This is a genomic window from Echinicola vietnamensis DSM 17526 (genome assembly GCF_000325705.1).
GTDB classification, from domain to species: Bacteria; Bacteroidota; Bacteroidia; order Cytophagales; family Cyclobacteriaceae; genus Echinicola; species Echinicola vietnamensis.
Genome location: NC_019904.1, coordinates 2,181,014 through 2,207,269 on the forward strand (window position 1 = coordinate 2,181,014; position 26,256 = coordinate 2,207,269).

The 26,256-nt window shown below is 46.6% G+C and carries 16 protein-coding genes; 10 read left to right on the forward strand and 6 right to left on the reverse strand.

All coding sequences use genetic code 11. The features are described from left to right. The first annotated feature begins 261 nt into the window (after positions 1-261). Positions 262-1,242 carry a M28 family metallopeptidase gene (locus ECHVI_RS09120; RefSeq protein ID WP_015265677.1) on the forward strand — a complete coding sequence of 327 codons (981 nt, stop codon included), beginning with the start codon at positions 262-264 and terminating at the stop codon, positions 1,240-1,242. Between the two features lie 53 nt (positions 1,243-1,295). Here the strand turns inward: ECHVI_RS09120 and ECHVI_RS09125 are convergent, their stop codons facing one another. The 3 genes from ECHVI_RS09125 to ECHVI_RS09135 are packed head-to-tail and all read right to left on the reverse strand — an operon-like array spanning position 1,296 to position 5,295. Next, a complete protein-coding gene (locus ECHVI_RS09125) occupies positions 1,296-2,036 on the reverse strand; it encodes an SDR family NAD(P)-dependent oxidoreductase (protein WP_015265678.1) in 741 nt (246 codons plus the stop codon). A 25-nt stretch (positions 2,037-2,061) separates the two neighbouring features. After that, a complete protein-coding gene (locus tag ECHVI_RS09130; RefSeq protein ID WP_015265679.1) occupies positions 2,062-4,224 on the reverse strand; it encodes an alpha-glucuronidase family glycosyl hydrolase in 2,163 nt (720 codons plus the stop codon). Between the two features lie 33 nt (positions 4,225-4,257). Continuing rightward, complete coding sequence (locus ECHVI_RS09135) at positions 4,258-5,295, reverse strand: LacI family DNA-binding transcriptional regulator (RefSeq protein ID WP_015265680.1); 1,038 nt, start codon at positions 5,293-5,295, stop codon at positions 4,258-4,260. Between the two features lie 627 nt (positions 5,296-5,922). On the opposite strand from ECHVI_RS09135, the gene ECHVI_RS09145 reads away from it, so the two are divergent. The 7 genes from ECHVI_RS09145 (at position 5,923) to ECHVI_RS09175 (ending at position 19,255) form a co-directional block, all read left to right on the forward strand. Next, positions 5,923-9,027, forward strand: a complete 3,105-nt coding sequence (locus ECHVI_RS09145) for a SusC/RagA family TonB-linked outer membrane protein (RefSeq protein WP_015265682.1) — start codon at positions 5,923-5,925, stop codon at positions 9,025-9,027. Between the two features lie 7 nt (positions 9,028-9,034). Then, the gene (locus ECHVI_RS09150) at positions 9,035-10,981 is read left to right on the forward strand and encodes a RagB/SusD family nutrient uptake outer membrane protein (RefSeq protein ID WP_041738471.1); all 1,947 of its coding nucleotides are present in this window, start codon (positions 9,035-9,037) and stop codon (positions 10,979-10,981) included. 312 nt (positions 10,982-11,293) lie between these two features. Beyond that, entirely contained in the window at positions 11,294-12,457 is a 1,164-nt protein-coding gene (gene uxuA, locus ECHVI_RS09155) for a mannonate dehydratase (protein ID WP_015265685.1), read from the forward strand. A gap of 154 nt (positions 12,458-12,611) precedes the next feature. Continuing rightward, entirely contained in the window at positions 12,612-15,530 is a 2,919-nt protein-coding gene (locus tag ECHVI_RS09160) for a glycosyl hydrolase 115 family protein (protein ID WP_015265686.1), read from the forward strand. Between the two features lie 668 nt (positions 15,531-16,198). After that, positions 16,199-17,842 carry a sodium/sugar symporter gene (locus ECHVI_RS09165; protein WP_015265687.1) on the forward strand — a complete coding sequence of 548 codons (1,644 nt, stop codon included), beginning with the start codon at positions 16,199-16,201 and terminating at the stop codon, positions 17,840-17,842. 469 nt (positions 17,843-18,311) lie between these two features. Next, on the forward strand, positions 18,312-18,794 hold the full coding sequence (locus ECHVI_RS09170; protein ID WP_015265688.1) for a hypothetical protein: 483 nt from the start codon (positions 18,312-18,314) through the stop codon (positions 18,792-18,794). Then, a complete protein-coding gene (locus ECHVI_RS09175; RefSeq protein WP_015265689.1) occupies positions 18,791-19,255 on the forward strand; it encodes a hypothetical protein in 465 nt (154 codons plus the stop codon). Before ECHVI_RS09170 ends, ECHVI_RS09175 begins: the two co-directional genes overlap by 4 nt. 2 nt (positions 19,256-19,257) lie before the next feature. On the opposite strand, the gene ECHVI_RS09180 is transcribed toward ECHVI_RS09175, so the two are convergent. After that, on the reverse strand, positions 19,258-20,097 hold the full coding sequence (locus tag ECHVI_RS09180) for an AraC family transcriptional regulator (protein ID WP_015265690.1): 840 nt from the start codon (positions 20,095-20,097) through the stop codon (positions 19,258-19,260). Between the two features lie 215 nt (positions 20,098-20,312). On the opposite strand from ECHVI_RS09180, the gene ECHVI_RS09185 reads away from it, so the two are divergent. Together ECHVI_RS09185 and xylA are read left to right on the forward strand one after the other, a co-directional pair. Beyond that, on the forward strand, positions 20,313-21,803 hold the full coding sequence (locus ECHVI_RS09185) for a xylulokinase (protein WP_015265691.1): 1,491 nt from the start codon (positions 20,313-20,315) through the stop codon (positions 21,801-21,803). Between the two features lie 116 nt (positions 21,804-21,919). After that, positions 21,920-23,233, forward strand: a complete 1,314-nt coding sequence (gene xylA / locus ECHVI_RS09190) for a xylose isomerase (RefSeq protein WP_015265692.1) — start codon at positions 21,920-21,922, stop codon at positions 23,231-23,233. A gap of 220 nt (positions 23,234-23,453) precedes the next feature. On the opposite strand, the gene ECHVI_RS09195 is transcribed toward xylA, so the two are convergent. After that, positions 23,454-24,578, reverse strand: coding sequence for a glycoside hydrolase family 43 protein (locus tag ECHVI_RS09195; RefSeq protein WP_015265694.1), 1,125 nt, complete (start codon positions 24,576-24,578; stop codon positions 23,454-23,456). Between the two features lie 154 nt (positions 24,579-24,732). After that, positions 24,733-26,235, reverse strand: a complete 1,503-nt coding sequence (araA, locus tag ECHVI_RS09200; RefSeq protein ID WP_015265695.1) for an L-arabinose isomerase — start codon at positions 26,233-26,235, stop codon at positions 24,733-24,735. Between the last annotated feature and the right edge of the window lie 21 nt (positions 26,236-26,256).

Here is a 26,256-nt window from a genome sequence, read left to right on the forward strand (position 1 = left end):
TGATTATGGTAAATAGATGATTTCTTTAATTTATTGTAATTAATGAGTTGTTTGTTAGCTGAAAATTGTATTTCAGTAATTTTTCTGTTAAAAAATTTGGATATATTAGGGTGATATAATTAATCTTGCAAAAAAAGTTTAGGCTAGGCCTATAGTAGATGGTGATACGAACCAACCGTTTAAATGCACAAGTTTTCTGCTTTTGGTTCGTTTTTCACATGAATTCTTGACGAGACACACACACCGCATAAATCATTTGACGTGAAAAGAATACTTATTAATAGCATTGTATGTGCGATACTCAGTAGCTGCTTGGGGTGCACCGTGGCAGCCCAAGTAAGTGATACAAATATTACGGAGGAAGAGATAGGGGAGCATTTGGCCTTTTTGACATCATCTAAGACGAAGGGGAGGTATCCGGGAACGGCGGGTAACCGAAGGGTGGTAAAGTATATTCGTACAGAATTTGAGCATTATGGCCTTAAAAACTTCCATGGCGATTACCTTCAGCAGTTCAAAGCCAAATTAAGGAGGGCCGATGAAGGAAAGTCAGCCAAGGAAGTGAAAACATGGAATGTGGTCGGTTATATTGAGGGGAATGACAATCATTATAAAAAGGAGTATGTGGTGATCGGAGCCCATTACGACCATTTGGGGCATGGAGGGCCTTCTTCGAAGAAACCCGAGAGCGATGAGATTCATCCAGGAGCGGATGATAATGCCAGTGGGGTGTCGGCTTTGCTAGAGATTGCCGAAAAGCTGGCGCGGAATAGGTATATGCTGGATCGAAGTGTGATTTTCGTGGCTTTTGGCGCTGAAGAACAAGGGCTTTTAGGTTCCAAGTATTTTGTGGAAAACCTCCCAGTGGCCAAAGAAAGGGTGAAGCTTATGATCAATATGGACATGATCGGAAGGCTAAATGCCGAAAAGCAAATTTATATGGGAGGTGCAGGCACTTTTCCTGGAGGAGTGGAGCTGATGACCGAACTGGGGATACAGATGGGGCTGAATCCAGTCGTGCATGCTGGAGAAGTAGGGGGATCTGATCACGTGTCTTTCTATAAAGAAGGGATTTCGGCCATCGGCCTGCATACGGGTGGTCATCCAGAATACCATCGTCCTGAAGATACCATGGATTTGATCAATATAAGTGGAGAAAAGACCATTGCAGAGTATATTTACAAAGTGCTTTTGCGTGTCGTCAATGAGAATTATGATCTCACTTTTATTCCGCAGGATTAGAAGCAGCATTCAAAGAAAACCCGAAACTGATACCAGTTTCGGGTTTTCTTTTTTTAGAATCCAATCGCGTTTCCGCCATCGACAGGAAGGATGGTCCCGGTGATGTAGCTAGCACTTTCTGAAGCCAAATAGTATACGGCATCTGCAATGTTTGCCGGAGTACCCAAGGCTCCCATGGGGGTTCTGGACAGCACTTTTTGCTTTCTTTCTGGGTCTCCATTCAGGGCTTTAGCGGACATTTCAGTGGCGATAAATCCTGGAGCGACACAATTCACCCGGATGCCCAAAGGGGAGAGCTCCACCGCCATGGCTTTGGTCATGCCTTCGATGGCTGATTTAGAGGCAGTATAGGCAATGACTTTTGGGATGCCGTATTGTGAAGCCATCGAACTGATGTTGACAATGGCGCCGTGTTTTTGGCTGGCCATGGTTTTAGCTATCTCCCGGCTCAGGGAAAATACAGCGAATACATTCGTGGTAATGATTTGTTGGAACTCTTCATCAGTGACTTCTATGAAGGGTTTTTTCATGTTAATGCCGGCATTATTGACCAATATGTCGATTTTCCCATGTTCGGTGGTTATGGTATTTATCAGGTCCGGAATGTTGGGGAGGTCATTTAAATCAAATGCGTAATAATGACAGTTTGGTCCAAGCTCTTCTTGGGCCTTCGCCAATTTAGATTCATTTCGGCCGATAATAATGGTTGTGATATCGTGGTCACAGAATTTTTTGGCAGTGGCCAAACCGAGCCCTGAAGCTCCTCCAGTGACAAGGGCAATAGCTTTGTTCATTTTGGTGGTGTTTTTTGTTTTTTACTTATATCCCCGGTACAAATAGCGGAGTGTATTGTCGGTAATGATCCAATGAAAATTCAGGTTGTGTCACTCCTTCCGGAAGGGGCATTTGAGAAAACTGCTGGAAGTAAAGCAAGCATGCATCCCGCCACCATTTGGCTTCATGGTGCTGAATCTGAAGGAAGTCGAGGACCTGTTGATACCGCTGATCGTCTACGTGTGTTTTGATGGATTTCCAATCCGTGATCATTTGTTCCGTTTGATGGACTCCTTTTTGGTAATGAAGGGCAATTTCGTCCCACAGTGAATGCCCTGATTTCATTTCGTAATTCCATGGAAGGTGATGAAACCAAAGCAGGTATTTTTCAGGGCATGTTTCAAGGTTTTCATATTGTTGCTGGACTTCGGGGGCATACTGCGATAGGGCATTGCTGCCAGATGCGGTGCGATCAAAACCTATACCGTCCTCACTGGCTTGGTGGTAATACGTGGAGGTCCAGTCGTCTCGGTGTTTGTCGGTCACCCAAGGGCCTGGGCCGTAGTGGTGGCTCCAGCCCATGATATGGTGAAGTCCAAGTGGCGTCATGTAGTTTACAGCGGCTTCGTGGGATTGAAGCATGATGCTTTTGCCTTTACGGATGAATTTTTCATCATTACTGAAAGTCATCTTAAGCCATTCTTTGGCGATATCGGCAGCACTTTCGTCCGGGTTCCATGCGAGCCTGCCAAAGGCATACCAATTGGCCTGTCCGAAAAGGTGGCCTGTCCAATTGCGGTCGGTGCCGATGTTGGAGACACCGGCCATTCCAGAAAGCGCATGTTGGTCCAGTGAGCCTTCCACCACTTTAGCGACAGTGGAGCCAGGGCCTTTTGCATAAGTGTCGGTGTCGAGTACTTCTTCAAAGAGTGAACCGAGAAAGACCAAGTGGGTGCCTTGTCCAAGGTATTCTTGGGTAATCTGAAACTCCATCATCAGGGGCGTTTCAGGCATGGCTCCAAAGAGCGGATGAAACGGCTCGCGTGGTTGAAAATCGATGGGGCCATTTTTGACCTGCACCAAGACATTGTCTTCAAATTTTCCGTCAAGTGGCTTGAATTCGTTATAGGCTTGTTTGGCACGGTCATCAGGTGTCTCATTGCTGTAGACGAATGCGCGCCACATCACAATCCCCTCATGGGGCTGGAGCGCCTTTGCCAGCATATTGGCGCCTTCTGCTTGTGTACGGTCGTAATTTTGGGGGCCAGGCTGGCCTTCAGAGTCGGCTTTTACCAAAAAACCGCCAAAATCTGGGACGTATTCATAAATTTCGTTAACCTTTTCGGTCCACCATTTTTGAACCTCTGGATGTAGCGGGTCCGCTGTATCGAGTCCACCGATTTCAATGGGAGCACTGAACCGAGCGGTGAGGTATACCTTGATGCCGTATGGTCGAAACGTGTCGGCTAGGGTGGCGACCTTTTTGAGAAAATAAGGGGTGAGTACTTGGGCGTTAGCATTTACATTGGTCAGTACGGTGCCGTTAATGCCGATGGAAGCATTGGCGCGGGCGTAATCGACATACTGTGGTTTGACATGGCCGGGTAATCGGTGCCAGTCCCAGATAGAAGCTCCTGCATAGCCCCTTTCTACGGTCCTGTCTGGATTGTCCCAGTGGTTGAGCACCCTGATGTTTGTCTTTGGGATGGAAGTCAGGTCCACCGTGGAAATGTCTTGTTGGGTTTGCAGGAGCTTGAGAAATTCGAAGGTTCCATACAGCAATGCTACATCAGAGTTGCCTGTGATGATTAGGGCCTTTTGGCTATTTTGATTGATGCTTTGGATGGAGAATCCTTCTGTGCCTAACTTTTCCCAGGGAATATTGATCGCCTTTAGGGTAAAGGCAGGTAGCTGCTCTCGAGTGCCAATGAAGAGGGTGGTTTCCTGTTTTGGAGTGGTGGTGAACTGCGGAGCGATTTCGAGCATCGCTTCCAGGGCTGTCCGCAATTCTTTCTCGATAACATCCGATGTGGCGTTTTTGCCAGGAATAAAAATGTGTCCCGCTTGTTTTTGATACTCCGGTAGGAGTGTTGGGGATTCTATTTTCTGGTATTGTAGCCAAAGGTTATAGCCGTCATTGGCTAGGGAGAAATGGGAGGCACTGCACAATAATGCCATGACGAAAAGAAAGAGAAAAGGCCTTTTCATGGTTTATAAGGTTATGTTGTTGGGTTTTATTGCTTATGGTTCAAGTTTCTTTTTGAGTGAAGATGCTCGAATGATCAGTTCTGATCGAAGGGTGATGGTGTTGGTATTGTGGAGGACACCTTCGGTGTTATCGGTCAAGTGGTTAATCAGGTTTTTCATAGCTACTTCCCCCATTTCATAGCCGGGGTAGTGGGTAGTGGTGAGGTTGGGTTCGATGAGCCTGGAAATCATGTCATTATTAAATCCGACTACAGCAATGTCTTCTGGTATCTTGATGCCTGCCTGCTTTAGTGAACGAATGCAGCTGGCGGCACAAGCGTCATTGGAGACAAAGAGCCCGTCCGGTAATGGGTCCATCGAAAGGATTTTATGGGCAATGTCTTCTCCGGCTTCTTCGTTGAGGTCCGAATGGAGGATGTTTTCTTGAGTGAAAGGAATGTCATGGTCCATTAAGGCATACTTATATCCTTTTAATCGTTCGCCGTATACGTTGATTTTAAGGTTGCCTAACACATGGATGATGTTTTTGCAGCCTTGTTGGATGAGGTGCTGGGTGGCGTTGTAACCAGCTTGACTGTTGTCGATGACTACTCCGGTGTGGCCAGACTGCGAAGCGACCCGGTCAAAGAACAGGATCGGGGTGCCCTTGTCCATGAAGGGTTGGAAGTGTTTGGTTTTGTCCGTATCTCCGGCCAGGGAAACCAATAAGCCATCCACGCGGCTATTGAACATGGAGCGGGCATTGGCTTTTTCTTTTTCGTACGATTCCAGGGACTGGCTAATGATCAGGTTATATCCCGCTTCATTGGCTACTTTTTCCATCCCAGCCAATACGGAGGATTGGAAGGAGCTGTTTAGTCGTGGGACGATGATTCCGATATTGTTGGTGCGTTTGCTTCTCAGGTTGGAGGCGAAGACATTGGACTGGTACCCCATTTGGTCAGCGGCATCGAAGATCCTTTTTTTGGTTTTGGGGTTGACAGCTGGATGGTCATTCAGTGCTCTGCTGACAGTAGTAGGAGATACGCCAAGGTTTTTGGCAATGTCGTAAATGGTAATGTCTTTGTTCATGATGAATTTGGCGCTTTGACGAATTGATATGCCATGTGCCGTAATCGATTGCTTATGACATGCGTATAAAATGGAGCCATACCGACTATGGTCTCTATTCTGCGGCTTTGGTTTTGTTCATTCAAGACGTGCTTGATATGACGTTTCGGTTTTGGAATGCGGTCAATATCAAATTTAACACTTTTTATAAAGACGAATATACAGGTTCTGATAATAAAATGAAACCGATTTCATTTTAATTGTTGTGAGAAAATGGGTTTAAATTGGGGAAGTTTCGTCGATATATGCGGTTTAAAGTGTTTTTTTCAGGTTTGTGATCTTATTTTTTATCGTCTTTAAACATTTAAGCATATATCGTATTAGAAAAAAATTGACTGAAAATTACATGTCAGGAATAATTTAAAAGGGGGTTCGTTTGCTTAATAGCTATAAATGATGCTTATAGGCGGTTTTTAGTTGATTCAGTGAAAAAAAATAGAATGAAAAAATTTCTGCAATCGGTTGTATTTTTTATTTTTTTTTATGAGGTTTAGCATACCAATGGTTCTAGTGCATCGGAAATAGAGGCGGTGACGGAAGTTGGTGGTTTAGTAAAAAATTAGTTAACCCAAAAAAACCTAAAAAAGTATGGACTCTACCTTTACCAAGTGCATTCGGTTGACCTATGGCCGAGCAGCAGGAAAGGAGTCGATGAAGTGGGTGGTATTGCTGGTGCTTGTGCTGGTAGCCCATTTGTCAAAGGCTCAAAATGTATCAGTATCAGGAATGGTGCTGGATGAGAATGGACTGGGGCTGCCCGGAGCGGCCGTACAGGAGAAAGGAACCACCAATGGCGTAGTCACGGGACTGGATGGTGATTATACTATTGCTGTTCAGGAAGGAGCGACATTGGTGTTTTCGTTTTTGGGCTATAAGCCCCAGGAGATCACCGTCGGTAACCAAACGTCCATCGATGTTGAATTAGAGCCTGACATGGGATCTTTGGATGAAGTGGTCGTAGTGGGGTATGGTACCCTGCGCCAAGAAGCAGTCACAGGTTCTGTGGCATCGATAGATGGTGATCAGATGAGGGAAGTGGCTTCGGCAAATGTAACCCAAGCCCTGCAAGGGCGTCTTCCGGGGGTAGACATCTCCCAGACTTCTACGCAGCCAGGTGCTACCATGCAAATCCGAATTCGGGGCAATCGCTCACTTACCGCCAGTAATGATCCGCTAATTGTACTAAATGGGATTCCGTTTGCAGGGTCTATTGGTGATATTAATCCAGAGGATATTGAAAGTATCGATGTCCTGAAAGATGCTTCCGCTACGGCAATTTATGGTTCACGCGGTGCCAATGGAGTAATTTTAATCACTACCAAAAAAGGCACCAAGGGCCAAGTAGCCAAAGTGAGTTATAACGGTTTTTATGGCCCAAAGGCTGTTTTTGCGAAGTATCCGATGATGAATGGTCCCGAATTTATCGCTATGCGGGAAGCTGCCGGGTTATATACCAATGGGGCAGACGAGTCAAATGACGTTAATACAGACTGGCAGGACTTGTTTTATCAGACGGGTGTCATGACAAGTCACGATGTCAATGTCACAGGGGGAGGCGAGCGAAGTACGTATAGCTTTGGAGTAGGCTACTACCATGATGAAGGAGTGGTGCCGACCCAGCAGTATGATCGTTTTTCCTTGCGGGCATCAGTAGACCAAGAGATTGGTCGGTATTTTAGGATTGGTTTTAACTCCAACAGTAATTATAATGAGCGTCAAGGTTCGCAAGTAGGACTGTATAATACCTTGAGCATGTCGCCGATTGCATCTCCTTACGAAGATGATGGCACCCCCAGAAGGACCATCAATATGCCTTTGGATGAGTCTTGGGTGATGACAAAAGATGTGCTCAACAATGTGCAAGACCAATGGCTAAACGAAACCAGGGCTTATGCCACTTACAATGCCTTGTATGGTGAATTTAAAATTCCGGGCGTTGATGGATTAAAATATAGGATGAATGTAGGGCTGGATTATCGGCAAAGCAACCAAGGCGAATACACAGGAAAGGGGATAAACAGTGCCAATCCCGAGACTCCTTCCACGGCCGCAGTTGGCAATTCTCATACCTATCATTGGATTGTGGAAAACCTATTGACTTATGATAAGACGTTTGCTGACAAGCACATCGTAAATGTAACGGCCCTTTACTCTGCTGAGCAAAACAAATACTATCGCTCAAGGATGTCAGCAAGGGATATTCCTTCGGACCAGTTCCAATTCTACAATTTAGGCTATGCCAATGGTGAGATCCAGGTAAATCCAGGAGACCAGCAATATCAGTTGTGGGGATTAAAATCCGTTATGGGGAGAGTAATGTATTCTTATGATGACCGTTACATGATTTCTGCGACGTTGAGATCAGATGGTTCATCGAGACTTGCGCCAGGTCATAAGTGGCATACCTACCCGGCGATTTCTGCAGGATGGAATATTGGGGATGAATCATTTATGAGTGGCGTGCCTTTTGTCAATATGTTGAAATTACGTGCAGGGTACGGGCAGACATCCAATCAGGCCATTGCTCCTTATGCTACTTTGGGGGGCTTGGGCACGCGGCCATATAATTATGGTAACGATACCTATGCTACCGGTTATTTTGTAAACGCCCTTCCCAATCCCAATCTCGGATGGGAATATTCCGAAACATTAAATTTAGGCCTTGACTTCCGGTTGTTTAATCACCGTTTATCGGGTACGGTCGAATATTATGTGACCAATACCAAGGACATTCTGTTGGGCGTAAATCTCCCCGGTACTGCTGGAGTGAGCAGTTATACCGCCAATATTGGAGAAACCCAGAACAAAGGAGTGGAGGTATCTCTAAATGGTACCATTATCGAAAGCAATGATTGGACTTGGGAGGCAGGAGTAAACCTCTACGCCAATCGTAATGAGCTGGTTTCCTTGGCTTCTGGCCAGAAAAGAGATGAAGGTAACTGGTGGTTTGTGGGGCATCCCATTAATGTGATTTACGATTATGAGTATCAAGGTTTATGGCAAGAAGGTGATCCTTACAGGGATGTGTTAGAACCAGGGGGCAATCTGGGAATGATCAAGGTGAAATATACAGGAGGGTATGAGGAAGATGGCACGCCTTCGCGTGCCATTGGGCCTGATGATCGGCAGATCCTAGACCTACAGCCAAATTTCATGGGAGGTTTTAATACCCGTGTGGCGTATAAGAATTTTGATCTTAGCCTTGTAGGGGCATTTAAAAGTGGAGGAATATTAATCAGTACGCTACATTCCTCTACAGGCTACCTTAACATGCTAAGTGGGCGACGGAATAATGTCCAGGTAGACTATTGGACACCTGACAATACAGGAGCAAGGTATCCTGCACCCGGCGGCCTGGCCAGTGGTGATAATCCTAAATATGGAAATACCTTAGGCTATTTTGATGCCTCTTACTTGAAAATCAGGACCATGACGCTGGGCTATAACTTTAACCGCGAAAGCAACTGGATGGACAAGGCCGGTATCAGCAGGTTTAGGATGTATGCCTCAGTGCAGAATCCGTTTGTGTTGTTCTCGCCTTTCCATAAGGAATCAGGAATGGATCCGGAGACCAATTCCTATGGTGATGAAAATGCCGCGATAACCAATAATTATCCTAACCGACTGTTGACCATTGGTACCAACTCCCCGGCAACGCGTAATTTTATTATAGGTTTAAACTTGACATTCTAACATAACCATGAAAACGATAAATCATTATATAAATAAATGGATGATGGTGGCTTCGGTGACCTTGCTGCTTTCGTCCTGTGCAGACTTGTTGGAGGAGCAGCCACGAAGCAGTTTCGAGCCTGGTTTCTTTGAAACAGAGGAAGGTGTCCGTGGGGGATTGACTTCCATGTATGCCCACCTTCGGTATATTTATGGACAGGCATATTATTATAATACCTGCCAGACTGGAACGGATGAAGTAACCTATGCTCAAAGTGCTGACCAGAACTTTCTGGTGATGGACCTCAGTGGCCAGGGTGTGATTGACGCGTCCACTAGCCGTACAGATGCTTTGTGGGGAACCGCTTTTTCCAATATCAATACGGCAAACGGCGTGATTAAATTTGCCGAAGAAGCGGGTGTGTCTGATGCACTCATCGCTGAAGCCAGGTTTTTTCGGGCGTTCGATTATTTTCTGCTTGTACAGACGTTTGGAGGGGTTCCGTTGGATTTAGGGGCCGGTGAACTGGAATTTAATACTAACCCGGTAAGGACGTCCGTAAGAAATACCGTTCCTGAGGTATACACTAAAAGTATCTTTCCAGATTTGCTCGCGGCGGTCAACGACCTGCCAGCATCGCCGCGGTTGACAGGTACAGCTACCAAAACGCTGGCGCGCCTGTATTTAGCGAAAGCTTATTTGACCTATGCTTGGTGGCTGGAAAATCCCAATAACATTCCCACCTATCCAGAAACCCAACGGGTAGATCCAGATGGGCATGATGCACAGTGGTATTTTCAAGAAGCATATAATATCGCCCTGGAAGGGATTGATAATCCAGGCCCTTTTGGGCTTCAGGAGACATTCTACGATGTAAATGTGGCAGAGAACGACCGAAACAATGAATTGCTATTGTACGCAGACCACACAGAAACAAGTGAGTTTTATAATGGAGGAAGCCTGACCTATGGTAGTGGTGGAGCACCAGATAACTTTGCGGGTTGGATGATGACGTGGAATTATACTGTTATCAGAAGTAGTTCCTCCAGTTCACAATGGGCAAATGACATCGAGTCTGTAAGGCGTGCCGCGATACAGGCGACCGGGCGCCCTTGGACGCGTATGTGTCCGACGATCGGGGCTATTACGAATACCTTTGCGGATAAATCCAACGACTCCCGTTATGATGGTACCTTCACTACTGTTTACAGGACCAATATCGATCGAGAACCTGTCATCAATGGCCCCGTGTACAATGCGAACCTCATGGAAGTCCAGCCAGGTGATGCTATCCTTACCTTCCTCGATGAAGCACCTGCGACCGCCGTGCAGTACCCTACCCCCACAAGCCAAGGAGCCAATATCGGAGCAGGGATATTGCCTGGAAGGGCTGACTTTGTGATCCCTCCCAGTGGGATTAGCAGAATTGTCTATCCTGGTCTATGGAAATTGGGACCTTACCGAACAGATAGCGGAAATGGTCTGGGACAGCCAAATGCGGGCAGTACGCGCCCTTTTAATATTGCAAAGTTCTCAGAATTGTATTTGGTAGCGGCCGAAGCAGCTGTGAAAGGTGCTACTGGCTCCCGGAGTGCCCGTGAGCTTATTAATGTCATTCGCGCAAGGGCTGGAAAATGGCGTTGGGATAATAATGGTAACCAAGAGAAAATAGCGGATTATAGTGCTGCCATGATAGCGGCAACTCCCCAAGAGATTGATGTTAATTACATATTGGAAGAACGTTCTCGTGAGTACTTCGGGGAAGGTTACCGTTGGTTTGATTTGGTAAGGACCCAGCGGTGGAATGAGCTTGCAGGAAGCTATCGAATAGGCGGGTCTAACTATGGTGATCATACACCGCAAACGGTAAATCGTACCATACAACCTTATCATTACTTGCGTCCTATTCCTCAAGGACAAATGGATTCAATGGAAGGAGATAATAGTCAATACCAAAATCCAGGTTACCAATGATCCGGTCATCACAATGGAGGAGCTGAACGCAAAAGCATTCAGAAGGAATTTGTTCATTTAGTAAAGCTTGTTGTCATTTCAAGCGTATTAGATTGGGTTGCCTTGCCGGAGAATTGCTCTTCGGTAAGGCTTTGTTTTGTGGGAGATAATAAGTGCTTTTGAAGATAAATATATGCGAAAATAATGCCGTGAACCCTAATGCCAAAGGTGCATTCGTGGCATCTTTTACGTAATTTCAACAAAATAATGAAGGCCGGCTCTGCTCTAGGTGGTAAGGCCAAGGAAATCATGATGACTTAAACAATTTTATCAATGAATTTGATTCAAACATGGCGATGGTACGGGCCCAATGACCCGGTGAGTTTACAGGATGTTCGGCAGGCGGGTGCCACAGGAGTGGTGTCTGCATTGCACCAAATTCCTCATGGAGATGAGTGGCCCATCCAGCTTATCCAAGAAAGAAAAGCAACGATCGAAGCGGCTGGACTCGAGTGGTCCGTGGTGGAGAGTGTGCCGGTACACGAGGCCATCAAAACCCGAAATGACCATGCCGAATATTACTTGGAAAATTACCGGAAGACACTTCGAAACCTATCTAAATGCGGCATAAAGACAGTCTGTTACAATTTTATGCCCGTGCTGGACTGGACGCGTACAGATCTTGCCTTGCCCTTAGCCAATGGCGCCAAGGCCCTTTATTTGGATTGGACGGATTTGGCCGTGTTTGACCTGAAGATCCTTGGGAGAGCAGGCGGAGAAGCGTTTTATAAACCGGAAATATTGGCAAAGGTGGAGGAGCGATATGCTGCTATGACCAAAGAACAACAAGCGGCCTTGCAGGAAATAGTGCTGATGGGAGTGCCCACAGAAGGAGGTGTGACCTTGGAGGCCTTGCAGGAGAGTATTGAAGTATACAGCAGCATAGGAAAGCATGGATTACAGGAAAATCTAACTTACTTTTTGGAAAATATTGCTGAGGTGTGCGAGGAAGAGGGCATTCGAATGACGATTCATCCGGACGATCCCCCCTTTCCGATCTTAGGATTGCCACGGATTGCTTCCAGCAAGGAAGATTTGGAATTTATCCTTCAGGCGGTAGACCGCCCCTTTAATGGGATTTGCTTCTGTACCGGCTCACTGGGAGCGGGTGATCATAACGATTTGCCAGCAATGCTGGATGCTGTCGGGGATCGGGTGTATTTTGCGCATTTGAGAAATGTGAAAAAGGATGCTTTGGGTAATTTTCATGAGTCCGATCATTTGGACGGCGATGTGGACATGTGCGCCATCATGGAGCGGCTGGTAAAGCTTAATGCCCAACGCCACCAAGCCATTCCTTTCCGTCCTGACCATGGCCATCAGATGTTGGATGACCTACAGAAAGTGACTAATCCGGGCTATTCTGCCATCGGCAGGTTGAAGGGATTGGCAGAACTCCGTGGGCTGGAAATGGGCATAAAAAATAGCGGCATTTGAGTATTGTGCCGGAAAACGGCATTGCGATGGTCTTATGGCGGAATCGGTGGGTTTGCGGAATGTGGAAGCAGGCAAACCGCGCTTCGAAACATGAGTCCTTAAGCACAGCCCTGGGCAATAGACAACGATGTTGGTAAACAAAACATAACCCTTGATGAATCTGAAGAATTACGCATTTTGCTTTTTAGTTTTTAGCTGTCTTTTTCTTGTGAACCAGTCAGTGTTTGCTCGGCAGTCAACTGGTACGGTGTCGGGCATTGAGGTAGAAGGCTTCTTTCCGCTCGTAGGAGATGAAGCTGCCACCTTGGTGGTGGATGTGTCAGCAGAAAAAAGCCTGTTAACGGCCGTCGAAAATTTTCAACATGATGTCCAAACGGTCACCGGAAAAGCTCCTGAAATAGTAAAGCGAGCTGCCCTAAAGGATCAATCAAGGGTGGTCTTGATCGGTACAGTAGGGGAAAGCCCTTTATTGGAAGCACTAGAGCAGAGCGGAAAACTGGATTTTAGTGCGGTGAGAGGGAGATGGGAGGTATTTCACCGACAGGTGATTCAGCGTCCTTTTCCCGGGGTCGAAGAAGCTTTGGTCATTGCCGGAAGTGATCCTCGAGGTACCGTTTTTGGTGTTTATGATCTCTCTGAGCAGATTGGTGTCAGCCCGTGGACCTGGTGGGCAGATGTTCCCGTGAAGCGGCAAGAAACATTGTATGTCGCCCCAGCGCCCCTTACCAGTGAGGAACCATCGGTCAAGTACCGCGGGATTTTTCTAAATGATGAAGATTGGGGCCTGCAGCCCTGGGCAGCGAAGACCTTTGAGCCGGAGACCGGTGATATTGGGCCAAAAACATATGCAAAGATATTTGAGTTGCTGCTCCGGCTGAAGGCCAACTTTATCTGGCCGGCCATGCATCCGAGTACCAAGGCGTTTTTCCATTATCCGGGGAATGCTGAAATGGCCAAAAATTATGGTATTGTCATCGGGACTTCCCATGCAGAACCCATGCTTCGGAATAATGTCGATGAATGGCATCATGATTCGTTTGGGGATTTTAATTACACCACAAATCGCGAACGGGTATACGACTATTGGGACGAACGGGTAGCCGAGAGCAAGGATATAGCTGCCGTGTATACGGTGGGCATGCGTGGGGTGCATGATAGTGGTATGGAAGGAGCAGGCAGCACCGAAGAAGCAGCAAATATGCTGGAAAACATCATTCAAGATCAACGAGGAATGCTTGAAAAGCATAAAGGAGGCGATGCAGCGGACGTCCCGCAGGCGTTTACCGCTTATAAGGAAGTGTTGGGGATTTATGATGCCGGCATGGATTTGCCGGCAGATATCACCTTGGTATGGCCAGACGATAACTATGGCTATATTCGACGGCTCAGTGATGCCAGCGAGCGGAAACGTGTCGGCGGGGCCGGTGTGTATTACCACGCGTCGTACTGGGGAAGGCCGCATGATTATTTGTGGTTGAGTTCTACCCATCCGGCCTTGATCCGAGAGGAAATGATGAAGGCATACCAATTGGAGGCCAAAAATATCTGGGTGCTCAACGTGGGAGATATCAAGCCTTCGGAATATAATATTCAGCTGTTTTTGGATATGGCCTATGATGCTCCCGCCTTCAAACAGCCCGAACATGTCCAAGAGCATATGAAGGAGTGGTATCGGGGAATTTTCGGGGCGCATGGAGCGGCCATTGGGAAGGCCATGTGGAGGTATTACCAGTTGGCCTTTGAGCGGAAACCGGAATTTATGGGTTGGAGCCAGACAGAGCCTACGACTCCCATCCATGAGAGTGCATACAGTCCATTTTTGGCAGGAGATGAGGTCGATAAGCGGCTCCAAGCGTACCAGGATTTGGTGTCAGCATTGGAGCAGATCAAGCCCGGAATAGAAGCGGAACAATTTTCTGCTTTTTATCAGCTGGCCTACTATCCGATCAAAGGAGCCTCCCTGATGAATCAGAAATTCCTATACCGGCAAAAAGCCCTGGATTATCAGCAAGAAGGGAGGTTGTCGGCAGCAGATTATGCCAAGAAGGTACATGAAGCTTATGATGATATTGTCAAAGAAACGGCATTTTACAACCAGCAATTGGCAGATGGCAAGTGGAACCATATGATGGATCATGCACCGCGGAGACTGCCTGTTTACCAAGAACCTGAAATGGCAATGGAGGAACTTTCGGCGGGAATACCATCAGTGCAGGTCAGCATGGAGCGCGGAGGAATTGCCGAAGGTAAATTGCCTGTTTTTAATAACCTTACCAAAAGGGAGCATTTCTTTGATCTCTATTTGAGCGGGGAGAAGACCGCTTCTTGGGAGGTGGTGGCGAAGCCGGACTATATTTTACTGGATCATTCGTCAGGGGTGTTGTCCCCGTCCGGTCAGAAGGAGGAAAGGATTTGGGTAAAGGTGGATTGGGCAAACGTCCCTTTTTCTACCGCCCCATTAAACGAAGAAATAAGCATTCAGGTGGATGGCAAGACCATAACCGTACCTGTGGAGTTGACTAATTTCCAGGGAGTAGGAAGTGACCTATTCGTCGCAGACAATGGGCAAGTGGTCATATATGCTGAAAACCATAGCCAACGTAAGGCCAATGGGAAGCAAAACTGGGAAAGGGTAGATGGGCTGGGCCATAGTGGCGCCGTGATGCAGGCTGCTGGGCTGAAACTCCCCAGTGTGGAAAAGGATTTTGGGAGGCAAGCGTCGCTGACGTATGAGTTTTACCTTGATAAGGCAGTTGAGGAGGCCTCTGTAGCAATTATGGCATTGCCGACGCATCCCGTCACAGATGAAAATGGGGTGAAGGTGGGAGTTTCCGTAAATGGTGGTCCGATCCAATTACTGGATTTTCAAACCCACGGCAGGAGTGAAGAATGGAAGCAAAATGTCCTTCGTAACAGGGCGGTCAAGACGGCAAAAGAAATTTCCCTCAAAAATGGAAGGAATACATTGGAGGTGTTTTGGGTGGATCCCGGCGTGCTGTTGGATGTGATCAAGATAAAGGTTCATCCTGAGTTGGAAGAGGGGTACGGCCTCTTGCCTGAAACCAAGCCGTAGGAGACGGAAGGTTCAGGTGTTAGAGGTAGGGGTACAGCGTATCCCACTGCAAGGGCACATGGCGGAGTTGTGCTGGGAGGAAGCTTATGGTTTAGGGAGATGAGGTGCTGGTGTCATGCTCGGCCGTACCTTATGCCCCGAGAGTATGCGATGACTGGGCTGTTAATCCGCGAAGGGTAAATTTGGTCAATTGAAAAGGTAGTCGGCCTTACTTGTTTTGGTGTCGGCGGCATACCCAAGAGGTAAAATAGATCATAAGACCTGCTGAATTAGGATTGCTAAATATTCCAGTAACAAAATTGAAGGAATTCTTATAGTCACAGGTGATTGGATGGGGACGGTAGCAACTGCTGGAAATGTTTCATTTGAAATATTCTATTGAAAAGATGGCGATTTCGGTGCATTTTTAGCTTTTGATATGGCTAGGGTAATGGTGTTGATAAGTCTGTTTTGTGAGTTGGGTATGTGAAGAACAGCAGATCGAGCAGTGTGCACCTTTTGGAAACGATGAATGGCCCGATCAGTGGGGCAAATCCTGCGGGAAATGGAATTGATTTGACGGATTTTTAGGGTTCTCCTAAAAGGTTAATGACAATACTTTGCAAAAAAAGCAATAACTTAAGCGCCAATATTGAAACGAATAAAAACCATTTAACCTATTACACAAAATGACCTTTAACACATTAGACCTAGTTGTCTTTGTGGCCTATTGTCTTTTGATCATCACGATGGGGATCGTCGTGTCAAGGGAGAAGAAGGGCCACGTAAAGGATTCCAAAGATTACTTCTTGGCAAGCAAGGCTTTGCCATGGTGGGCTGTAGGTGCATCCTTGATTGCATCGAATATTTCCGCCGAGCAGTTTATCGGCATGTCTGGTTCGGGCTTTGCTTTGGGATTGGCCATTTCTACTTATGAGTGGATGGCAGCAGCCACACTGCTGGTGGTGGCGATTTTTTTCTTGCCGATTTACCTGAAAGAGGGGATTTATACCATGCCCCAGTTTCTGAACCGGCGATATGACGGTCGCGTAAGAACCGTGATGGCCATTTTCTGGCTACTGATCTATGTATTTGTAAACCTGACCTCTGTCCTATATCTAGGAGCATTGAGCTTGGAGACCATTATGGGGGTGCCATTGACTTATGGCATTATCGGATTGGCTTTGTTTGCGATGGTGTATTCCATCTACGGTGGCCTGAAAGCAGTGGCATGGACCGATGTGGTACAAGTGGTCTTCCTCGTGGCAGGAGGGTTGGCGACGACCTATTTGGCCTTGAGCTTGGTAGGCGACGGAGATGTGTGGGAAGGAATTGGTATTTTAAGAAAAGCCGCGCCTTCTCATTTTAGTATGATCATTGAAAAGGGAGAGATGATGATCCCCGATGGAAGCGGTGGTAGCCGTGATGCCTATTTGGATTTGCCAGGGCTCAGTGTCCTGATCGGTGGGATGTGGATCGTAAACCTCAACTATTGGGGCTGTAACCAGTACATTACCCAGCGTGCCTTGGCGGCAAAAAGCCTTGGTGAAGCCCAAACCGGGATGGTCTTTGCCGGTTTCCTGAAGCTCTTGATGCCGCTGATCGTAGTGATTCCTGGAATTGCCGCGTATGTGATCGTGCAAAAAGGAGCTGATGCCAGCTTTATCGAATCCATGACGGATCCTGTGACGGGATTGGCCAAGTCCGATAGGGCCTATCCTACGTTGTTGCACCTATTGCCTCCGGGCTTGAAAGGATTGGCATTTGCGGCCTTGACTGCGGCAATCGTTTCCTCACTCGCGTCTATGGCCAACAGTACCTCGACAATCTTTACCATTGATATTTATAAGGAGTTTTTCAATAAAAATGTATCAGAAGGGAAACAGGTTACCATCGGTAGGATTACGGCTGTAGTTGCTTTCATTATTGCAGCGATCGTGGCTCCACAGTTACGGCAGCTGGATCAAGCTTTCCAGTATATCCAAGAATATACCGGATTTGTGTCACCAGGAGTTTTTGCCATCTTCATCTTTGGGTTTTTCTGGAAGAAAACCACCTCCAATGCAGCCCTTACAGCTGCTGTGCTGACCATTCCGCTATCTGCGGCATTTAAGGTCATCACGCCAAACTTACCCTTTATCGATCGGATGGGGGTTGTGTTCTTGGTGCTTTCAGTCCTGATTATTGCGATCAGCTTGTATGAAGGCAAAGGGAAAGATAGCAAAAAAGCCATTGAGGTGGACGCTGAATTGTTCTCGACGAGTACTAAATTTAAAGTTGGAGCTGTGCTAATTTGTGGGATACTGGTAGCACTTTATAGTGTGTTCTGGTAACCACCCGTTACAGCACCCGCCTACAAATGGCGTGAAGTGATTCCCCCTGCCTCTGTTGGCAGGTAACGGGAAAGGCCTTCACGCCGTTTTTTTTTGTGGTTTTTCGATTGATGGAGTTGGGAGGTGAAGCGGGGCATTACAAATGCCCGGCTTGTGTGTTCCTCGTTTCCAACGAGGAACAGTATGATTGGAAAGGAGCAAGATTAAGGTAAATGGTTGGTTTTGAGTCAAAATACCCAATTTTGGGTATTGTTTGACGATTTGGAAACCAGTAGTTTAGCGGTAAGGAGGCAAGCGGACAAGCTGATTTCTATTGGCCCAGGGATGCATTATTTAAAATAAACTGATGTTGTGCTTGCCTATTATTTCTTACGTCTCTGAGCTGACTTGGGGCACTTTTGTTACTTGAATGAAAATATACGCCAAGTCATCCTACATCACGCTAAGAAGCGCTGTTAACTAAAAAATTATGGAATTTTTAAATTTTATCAGAGTAATCTCACTAGGCGCCTGCCTGTTGGTAGGTTCAATGTTTATTGTTTTGGTCTTTGCCAAAAAAAGGAATAAGGCAAGGAATCTTGCTATCGCTGGATTGAGTTTGCTGATAATGTATCTGGTCAATATTTCCATGACTTCCTTTCGAAATGCCATTTACCAACCCACTCAAAAGCTTGATCAACTAAGCTTTTTGGCTTATGGAGTGGCCTCAAATGGTGACAAGGGCTGGCTAGGGGTTTATGAGGATGCTACTTGGGAGTTTGGACCATCCTACAGGGAAATAAAGGTCAGCGGGACCTACGTTTTAAAAGGAGATACCATTATCCTAAATGGTGATGAAGGAGATAAGGCAGATAAAAATAGCATGGTATTGATAGCTGGTCAGCTGAGCACCCAGTCCAAGAATGCGAATCTAAACGAATTGAAAATAGCACTAAATAACTTAAACCCATGAAGGCAATCATTATAGTTATGTTGTCCCTACTGGTAGTTTCGTGTAAACAATCTAAAACAGGGGAGAGTCAAATTAAATTAGACGGTAAATATTCCGTGGTGGATTATAGGATGACTCCCGAGTTTATCCATGACACGGTTGGCAGAGATAAGCTAATGGCTATTTTGAAAAGCAGTACGTATAAATTTGACTTTTCTAACAAAAATTCCATCGTGAGGATTGATCCGCAATTTGGAATGGAGTATTTCGGTGATTCTGTTTTTGAATACCGGATAGAACATAAGTTTATCGCCTTGAGAAATCCCGATATGAAAGTGAATGTACCCTTTAGGAATGATAATGGAATAATAAGATTGTTAATAGATCAGAAAGGAATTGAGCATTTTTCGATCATACCGGTGAAGCGGGGCATTACAAATGCCCGGCTCGTGAGTTCCTCGTTGGAAACGAGGAACAGATAGGCCTATGATCGGTAGATGGCTGCTCGGTAGGCGGTGGGGGTGACGCCCTTGATCTCTTTAAACTGCCGGTTAAAATTGGTGATGTTTCGGAAGCCGCATTGGTGAAAAATCTGGGAGATAAAGGTGTTTTTGTCTTTGAGGAGCTTGCAGGCGTGGGCGATGCGGATTTCCTTGAGAAAGCCACTGAAGGATTTTTTGGTGTTCAACTTGAAGAAGCGACGGAAGTTGGAGGTGCTCATCTTGGCAATGGCTGCGACTTCTTCCACCCGGATGTTTTCTTGGAAGTGCTCGAAGGTGTATTCCAGTACTTCATCGATGATGCCCTTGGAATCAAAAGAGTCGATCGGTTCATGGGTAAGTAGGCTGTTTTGGGTATGACTGCTGATCTGATGGAGAATGTCCAGCAAGGTGCTGATATGGGGAAAGCCTTCCACTTCTACCAACCGCTTAATGCTGCCAATGATTTCCTCTTGTCCTGCATAACCTACCGCCATTCCTTGCTTTAGTCGGATAAGCTGCCGCACCTTGGCCATTTCAGGCAACTTCAGGAATGTCTGTCCAAATATCGCTTGGTCAAACTGAATGACCACTACGGTACAAAAAATATCCTTTTGCGCTTTTCGAAACCAATGGGGCACATTGGAGCCGATATAGAACAAGTCGCCCGGCGAGAATTCGCCCACAAAATCCCCAATGATGGCCGTACCATGCCCCTCTTGGATATAAAGAATTTCATTTTCAATGTGCCGGTGCCAAGGGGTTTCGAAGATGGGGGTGCTCATGGTGATGGACACAAAAGACTTGAATTCCTGCCGCGGCAGCTTTTGGACGATGGGTTTCATTTGGGATAAGGTTATGGTTGCGCAAGGTAAGCTCGCTGGAGCAAGTTGCCGACCTGCTCGGTACCGTTGTGTAAAGCTACAAAGTTATACTCTTTGATTATAATTTTAATCGAAGAGTATTATTATTTAATCGAATAATGTAAGTGGAGGCTTGTTTTTTAATCGAAATTTGTTGGTAATAGTTTAAAAGAACATAAACAAACCCAGGATAATACATGCGAAAATTATTCATAGGATATGATATTGGAAGTTCCTCCGTAAAGGCGACACTATTGGATGGCGATACGGGAAAAGTAGTGGCCAGTGATGGTCAGCCCAAAATAGAAATGCCCATTGATTCTCCCCAAAAGGATTGGGCAGAACAAGATCCTCAGATGTGGTGGAAATATGTCATCGAGACGACCCAAGCCATCATCCAGCAAGGAGGAGTAAAGCCAGGTGAGTTGCAAGCGATTGGGATCTCTTATCAAATGCACGGATTGGTGATGGTGGATAAGGAGCAGCAGGTGATCAGGCCATCCATCATCTGGTGCGATAGCCGGGCCGTGGAAACTGGAAACAGTGCCTTTGAGGCACTTGGTAGTGAATTTTGCCTTTCACACCTCCTTAATTCTCCCGGTAATTTTACAGCTTCCAAGCTGAAGTGGGTCAAAGACCACGAACCGGCCAATTATGAGAAAATTCATAAAGTAATGTTGCCAGGTGATTTTATTGCCATGAAACTGACCGGAGAGATTTTCACTTCTGAATCCGGGCTTTCTGAAGGTGTTTTTTGGGATTTTAAGGAAAACCGGGTGAGTCAACCATTGTTGGACCACTATGGTATTGACCGGGAAATACTGGCCACGGCGATCCCTTCATTTGCGGAAGGTGGAAAAGTAAATGCTGCGGCGGCCAAGGTACTTGGGATAGCGGAAGGCATTCCTGTAACGTACAGGGCAGGTGATCAGCCCAATAATGCCTTTTCCTTGAATGTGCTGGAAGCAGGAGAACTGGCCACCACAGCGGGGACTTCAGGGACCGTGTATGGTGTCAGCAGCTCGCCGGTTTATGATCCTCAATCTCGCGTAAATACATTCTTGCACGTCAATCATATGGCGGATAATCCCCATTACGGCGTGTTGCTCTGCGTTAATGGCACCGGAATCCTTAACAGCTGGTTGAAAAAAATGCTGGGAGGTGAATCCATTGACTATGAAGCGATGAACAAGCTGGCGGCTGAAGTACCGGTGGGAGCAGAAGGACTTAGTTTTGTCCCTTTTGGTAACGGGGCCGAGCGGATCATGGAAAACAAGACGGTCGGCGCGCACCTTGCTGGCCTGAATTTGCTTAAGCATGACAAGCGCCATGTGCTCCGGGCTGGACAAGAGGGGATTGTGAGTGCGTTGACCTTTGGGTTTAATATTATGAAAAACATGGGCTTGACGCTGGACACCGTAAAGGCTGGACGGGCCAATATGTTCCTTAGTCCCTTGTTCAGGGAGGCGTTTGTCAACATGAATGAGGTGAACCTTGAATTTTATGATACCGATGGGTCTCAAGGAGCAGCAAGAGGTGCCGGTGTGGGTGCCAAACACTTTGCCAGTCCACAAGAAGCCTTCAATGGCCTGGAGAAGGTGGCTTCATATGTCCCCGAGCCTAAGTTGGTCAGTGCCTATAAAGAAGTGTACCAACAGTGGGAGGAAAGATTAAGAAAGATCCAGTAGTGCTTCTTATCGTTTCCGGTCGTTAAAACCGAAATATGCAATAGAAAATCAGCGCAATCCGCGGGATGAAGCATGTTCATAACACAGTAATCAATAACTAAATAACCAAATATACCATGTCGAAGACCTATTTTCCAGGAATAGAAAAAATCAAGTATGAAGGCAGGGATTCCAAGAATCCATTTGCTTTTAAGTTTTATGACGAAAACAAAGTAGTGGCCGGCAAGACCATGAAAGAGCATTTTAAGTTTGCCATTGCCTACTGGCACTCGTTTAATGCCACAGGAGATGATCCTTTTGGCCCGGGGACAAAGACTTTTGTTTGGGACCAGGCAGAGGATGCCCTTCAGCGGGCCAAAGATAAAATGGATGCTGCTTTCGAATTTATCACCAAAATTGGCGCTCCTTATTATTGTTTCCATGATGTGGATTTGATCGATGAAGGATCCACTATCGAGGAATATGAAAGTCGGATGAAGGCCATCACGGAGTATGCCAAACAAAAACAAGTAGAAACGGGTGTGAAGCTTCTGTGGGGTACGGCCAATGTATTCAGCAATCCTCGCTATATGAACGGAGCCTCCACCAATCCCGATTTTGATGTGGTGTCTTGGGCAGCTACCCAAGTGAAGAATTCCATTGATGCGACCATTGCCCTTGGCGGTGAAAACTACGTGTTTTGGGGTGGCCGTGAAGGGTACATGTCCTTGCTCAATACCGACATGAAGCGTGAAACAGAGCATTTGGCCAAATTCTTGACCATGGCGCGCGATTATGGACGCAAGCAAGGGTTTAAAGGAAATTTCCTGATCGAACCAAAACCCATGGAGCCTACCAAGCACCAGTACGACTATGATTCGGCCACGGTGGTGGGCTTTTTAAGACATTACGGGTTGGACAAGGACTTCAAGCTGAACATTGAGGTGAACCATGCAACGCTGGCCGGCCATACGTTCCAGCACGAACTTCAGGTAGCTGCAGATGCCGGGTTGTTGGGCAGTATTGATGCCAACCGTGGGGATTACCAAAACGGCTGGGATACCGACCAGTTTGCCTTGAATTTACAGGAATTGACCGAGTCGCTGCTGGTGATTCTGGAAGCGGGAGGCCTTCAAGGGGGAGGCGTAAACTTTGACGCGAAGCTGAGAAGAAACTCTACCGATCTGGATGACCTTTTCCATGCCCATATCGGGAGTATGGATGCCTTTGCCAGGGCGTTGCTGATCGCAAACGATATTTTGGAGCAATCCGAATACAAGGCCTTGAGGAAAAAGCGTTACGCTTCCTTTGACGGAGGCAAGGGCAAGGAGTTTGAGGAAGGCAAATTGACTTTGGAAGACTTAAGGGAGCACGCCATTGCCACTGGTGAGCCGGCAAGCACGAGCGGTAAGCAGGAGATGTACGAGAACATTATTAACCAGTATATCTAATTTCAGGTGAAAGCCACGATCAATGCGGTCAAGTTATGGATGAAGAAAACAGGCTGAGTCCTTACCGCAGCACTAGGGCTTGAATGTCCATACAAATGAAAGAGGCTGTCTCAAAATTTTTGAGACAGCCTCTTTTTATGATTATTGACGTTTTGGTCAAGGGTTTCTGCCCTGAACCAAAACGTCTGATTTTTCAATTTTTCATTGCCACGATATAACATCACTTTGTTTTTTCCATCGGTATGATGGTCTGGATGGATCCGTCGGGATTATGCTGGAGTGGAGCCATTTTAATATTTCTCAAGTAATTTTTGCCTGAAATCTGCGTATCATGATAAAAGATGTACCATTGGTCGCCTACTTTTACTATGGAGTGGTGATTGGTCCAACCTTGTACGGGAGCTAAGACGACTCCTTGGTAGGTGAAAGGGCCATAAGGATTGTCTCCCGTGGCATAGGAAATAGTGTGGGTGTCGCCAGTAGAATAAGAGAAGTAGTAGGTGTCGTCGTGCCGATGTACCCATGCTGCTTCGAAGAACCTCCTGTCATGGTCTCCGGCTTTAATAGGTTCACCCGCTTGGTCTAAGATGAGAATGTCTTTTGGCTTTTCGCCAAATTCCAGCATGTCTCCGCTGAGTTTGGCCACTTTTGGAGCAATCGCCGGCTCCTCATCTGCCGGTTCGTCCGCAAAGGGACTGTCGCCAGTGGAGTGGTATTTTCCGGTGCGCCATTTTTGCAATTGACCTCCCCAGATACCGCCCCAATAAATATAATGCGTGCCGTCACGATCTTCAAATACCGCCGGGTCAATGCTGAAACTGCCATTCATGGGCGCAGGTTGCGGTTCGAATGGTCCCGCAGGATCGTCTGACACGGCTACGCCAAGTCTGAAAATATTTTCCTTGTCCTTGGCTGGAAAATAGAGGTAATATTTACCGTTTTTTTCAGCGGCATCCGGAGCCCACATCTGTTTGGTGGCCCATGCCACATCGGCTACGTGGAGAACTTCTCCATGATCCGTGACTTTACCATTTGGGCTGTCCATGGAATAGACATGATAGTCCTTCATGTCGTACTGTGCGCCGGTGTCATCTTCCTGTGCCGAGGAGGGGATGTCATGGGAAGGGTAGATATAAATTTTGTCCTCAAAAACATGTGCTGATGGATCGGCCGTGAAGTGATCGGTGATCAATGGCTGGGAGAGGTAGCTGATCGTATCTTTATGGGTGAAGGAATCTGCCTCCGTAGTGCTTTCGGTGGAGGTTTTGGAACCACACTGGGAAAAGGAAAGCATCGTGGCTCCCATTGCAAAAGTAAATAGGAATCGCTTAAGTGATTTTTTCATAAGGGTTACGTTAGGTTTTATTAAAAATACTAAATAAAAAGAAATTATGAAACTTTCATGATATCGGTTTCATTATGTTTATTTCCAACATAAACCAAAAAAAAGGCGACTCCACTGGGAGTCGCCTTTCTGTTAACGTTACGCTTATCTATCGTTATTTGTCGTTAAAGTGGTAGTAAGCATCACTCCACCTCAACTCGTTTTGGATTCCTCTCAGGGTTGTTTCTTTATCGATATTGACACTTTCGATGCCCGCCATCACCGCAAAGTCATTTAAGTGCTCTGAAGTAAGGTTCTGGCTGAAACAGGTGTGGTGTGCACCACCAGCCAAGATCCAAGCGGCACATCCGGTCTTCATGTCCGGCATAGGCTTCCACATTACCCTTGCCACGGGAAGATTAGGAAGGTCTTTTAGTGGTTTTACAGCTTCTACGTCGTTGACGATGAGTCTGAAACGATTGCCCATGTCTACGATGGAAGCATTCAGTCCATTGCCGCCGGCACCGTTAAATACCAGCCTTACCGGATCTTCTTTTCCTCCAATGCCCAATGGGTGCACTTCGCAGGAGATTTTCTCGGTGGTGAGTGTAGGGTCCACTTCCAACATATGCGATCCCAATACGAGGCTGTTGTTTGGGTCGAAATGGTAGGTGTAGTCCTCCATGAAGGCGTTTCCACCTTCGAGTCCGCTTCCCATAACTTTCATGGCGCGAACCAAGGCTGCTGTTTTCCAGTCTCCTTCACCGGCGTATGCATAGCCGTCTGCCATGAGGCGCTGGGTAGCGATACCTGGTAATTGCTTCATGCCGTAAAGGTCCTCGAAGGTATTGGAGAATCCTTTGAATCCGCCTTCCTCCAAGAATGCACGCATGCCCAATTCGATCTTAGCGGCATCGATGAGGGATTGGCGTTTTGCACCGTTCGCTTGCAGTTCTTCAGAAAGGGTATAAGTGGCTTCATATTCTTCGATAAGTGCCTTCAAGTCACCCTCAGAAACCGCTTCGATTTTGGCTACCAAGTCGCCTACGGCATAGGTGTTTACGGAGAACCCAAACTTCAGCTCGGCTTCTACCTTGTCTCCATCCGTAACGGCTACAAAGCGCATGTTGTCACCAAATCGGGCGAATTTGGCGCCTTGCCAATCGTGCCAGCCACTGGCCGCTCTGGCCCAAACATCGATTTGGGAATGTACTTCCTCATCTTTCCAATGGCCTACGACGACTTTGCGTTTTACTTTCATCCTTGCGGTCATAAAACCAAACTCCCGGTCGCCGTGCGCACTTTGGTTCAAGTTCATGAAATCCATGTCGATGGAATTCCAAGGGATATCTTGATTGTATTGGGTGTGGAGGTGGAGCATAGGCTTTTGAAGGATTTTCAAGCCATTGATCCACATTTTTGCTGGAGAAAAGGTGTGCATCCACGTGATTACCCCGATACAATTAGGGGCGTTATTGGCCTCCTGTATGGCAGCGTAAATTTCCTCCGTGGTCGTAACGATCGGCTTAAAGACCGTCGTTACAGAGATTTTTTCGGATTTATTCAGCTCCTCAGCGATGATTTGGGCATGCTCGGCCACCTGCTGCAAGGCTTCAGGCCCGTACAGGTGTTGGCTACCGGTAATGAACCAAACCTCGTTTTCTTTCAAATTTTTCATATCTCTTTCTTACTTATTATT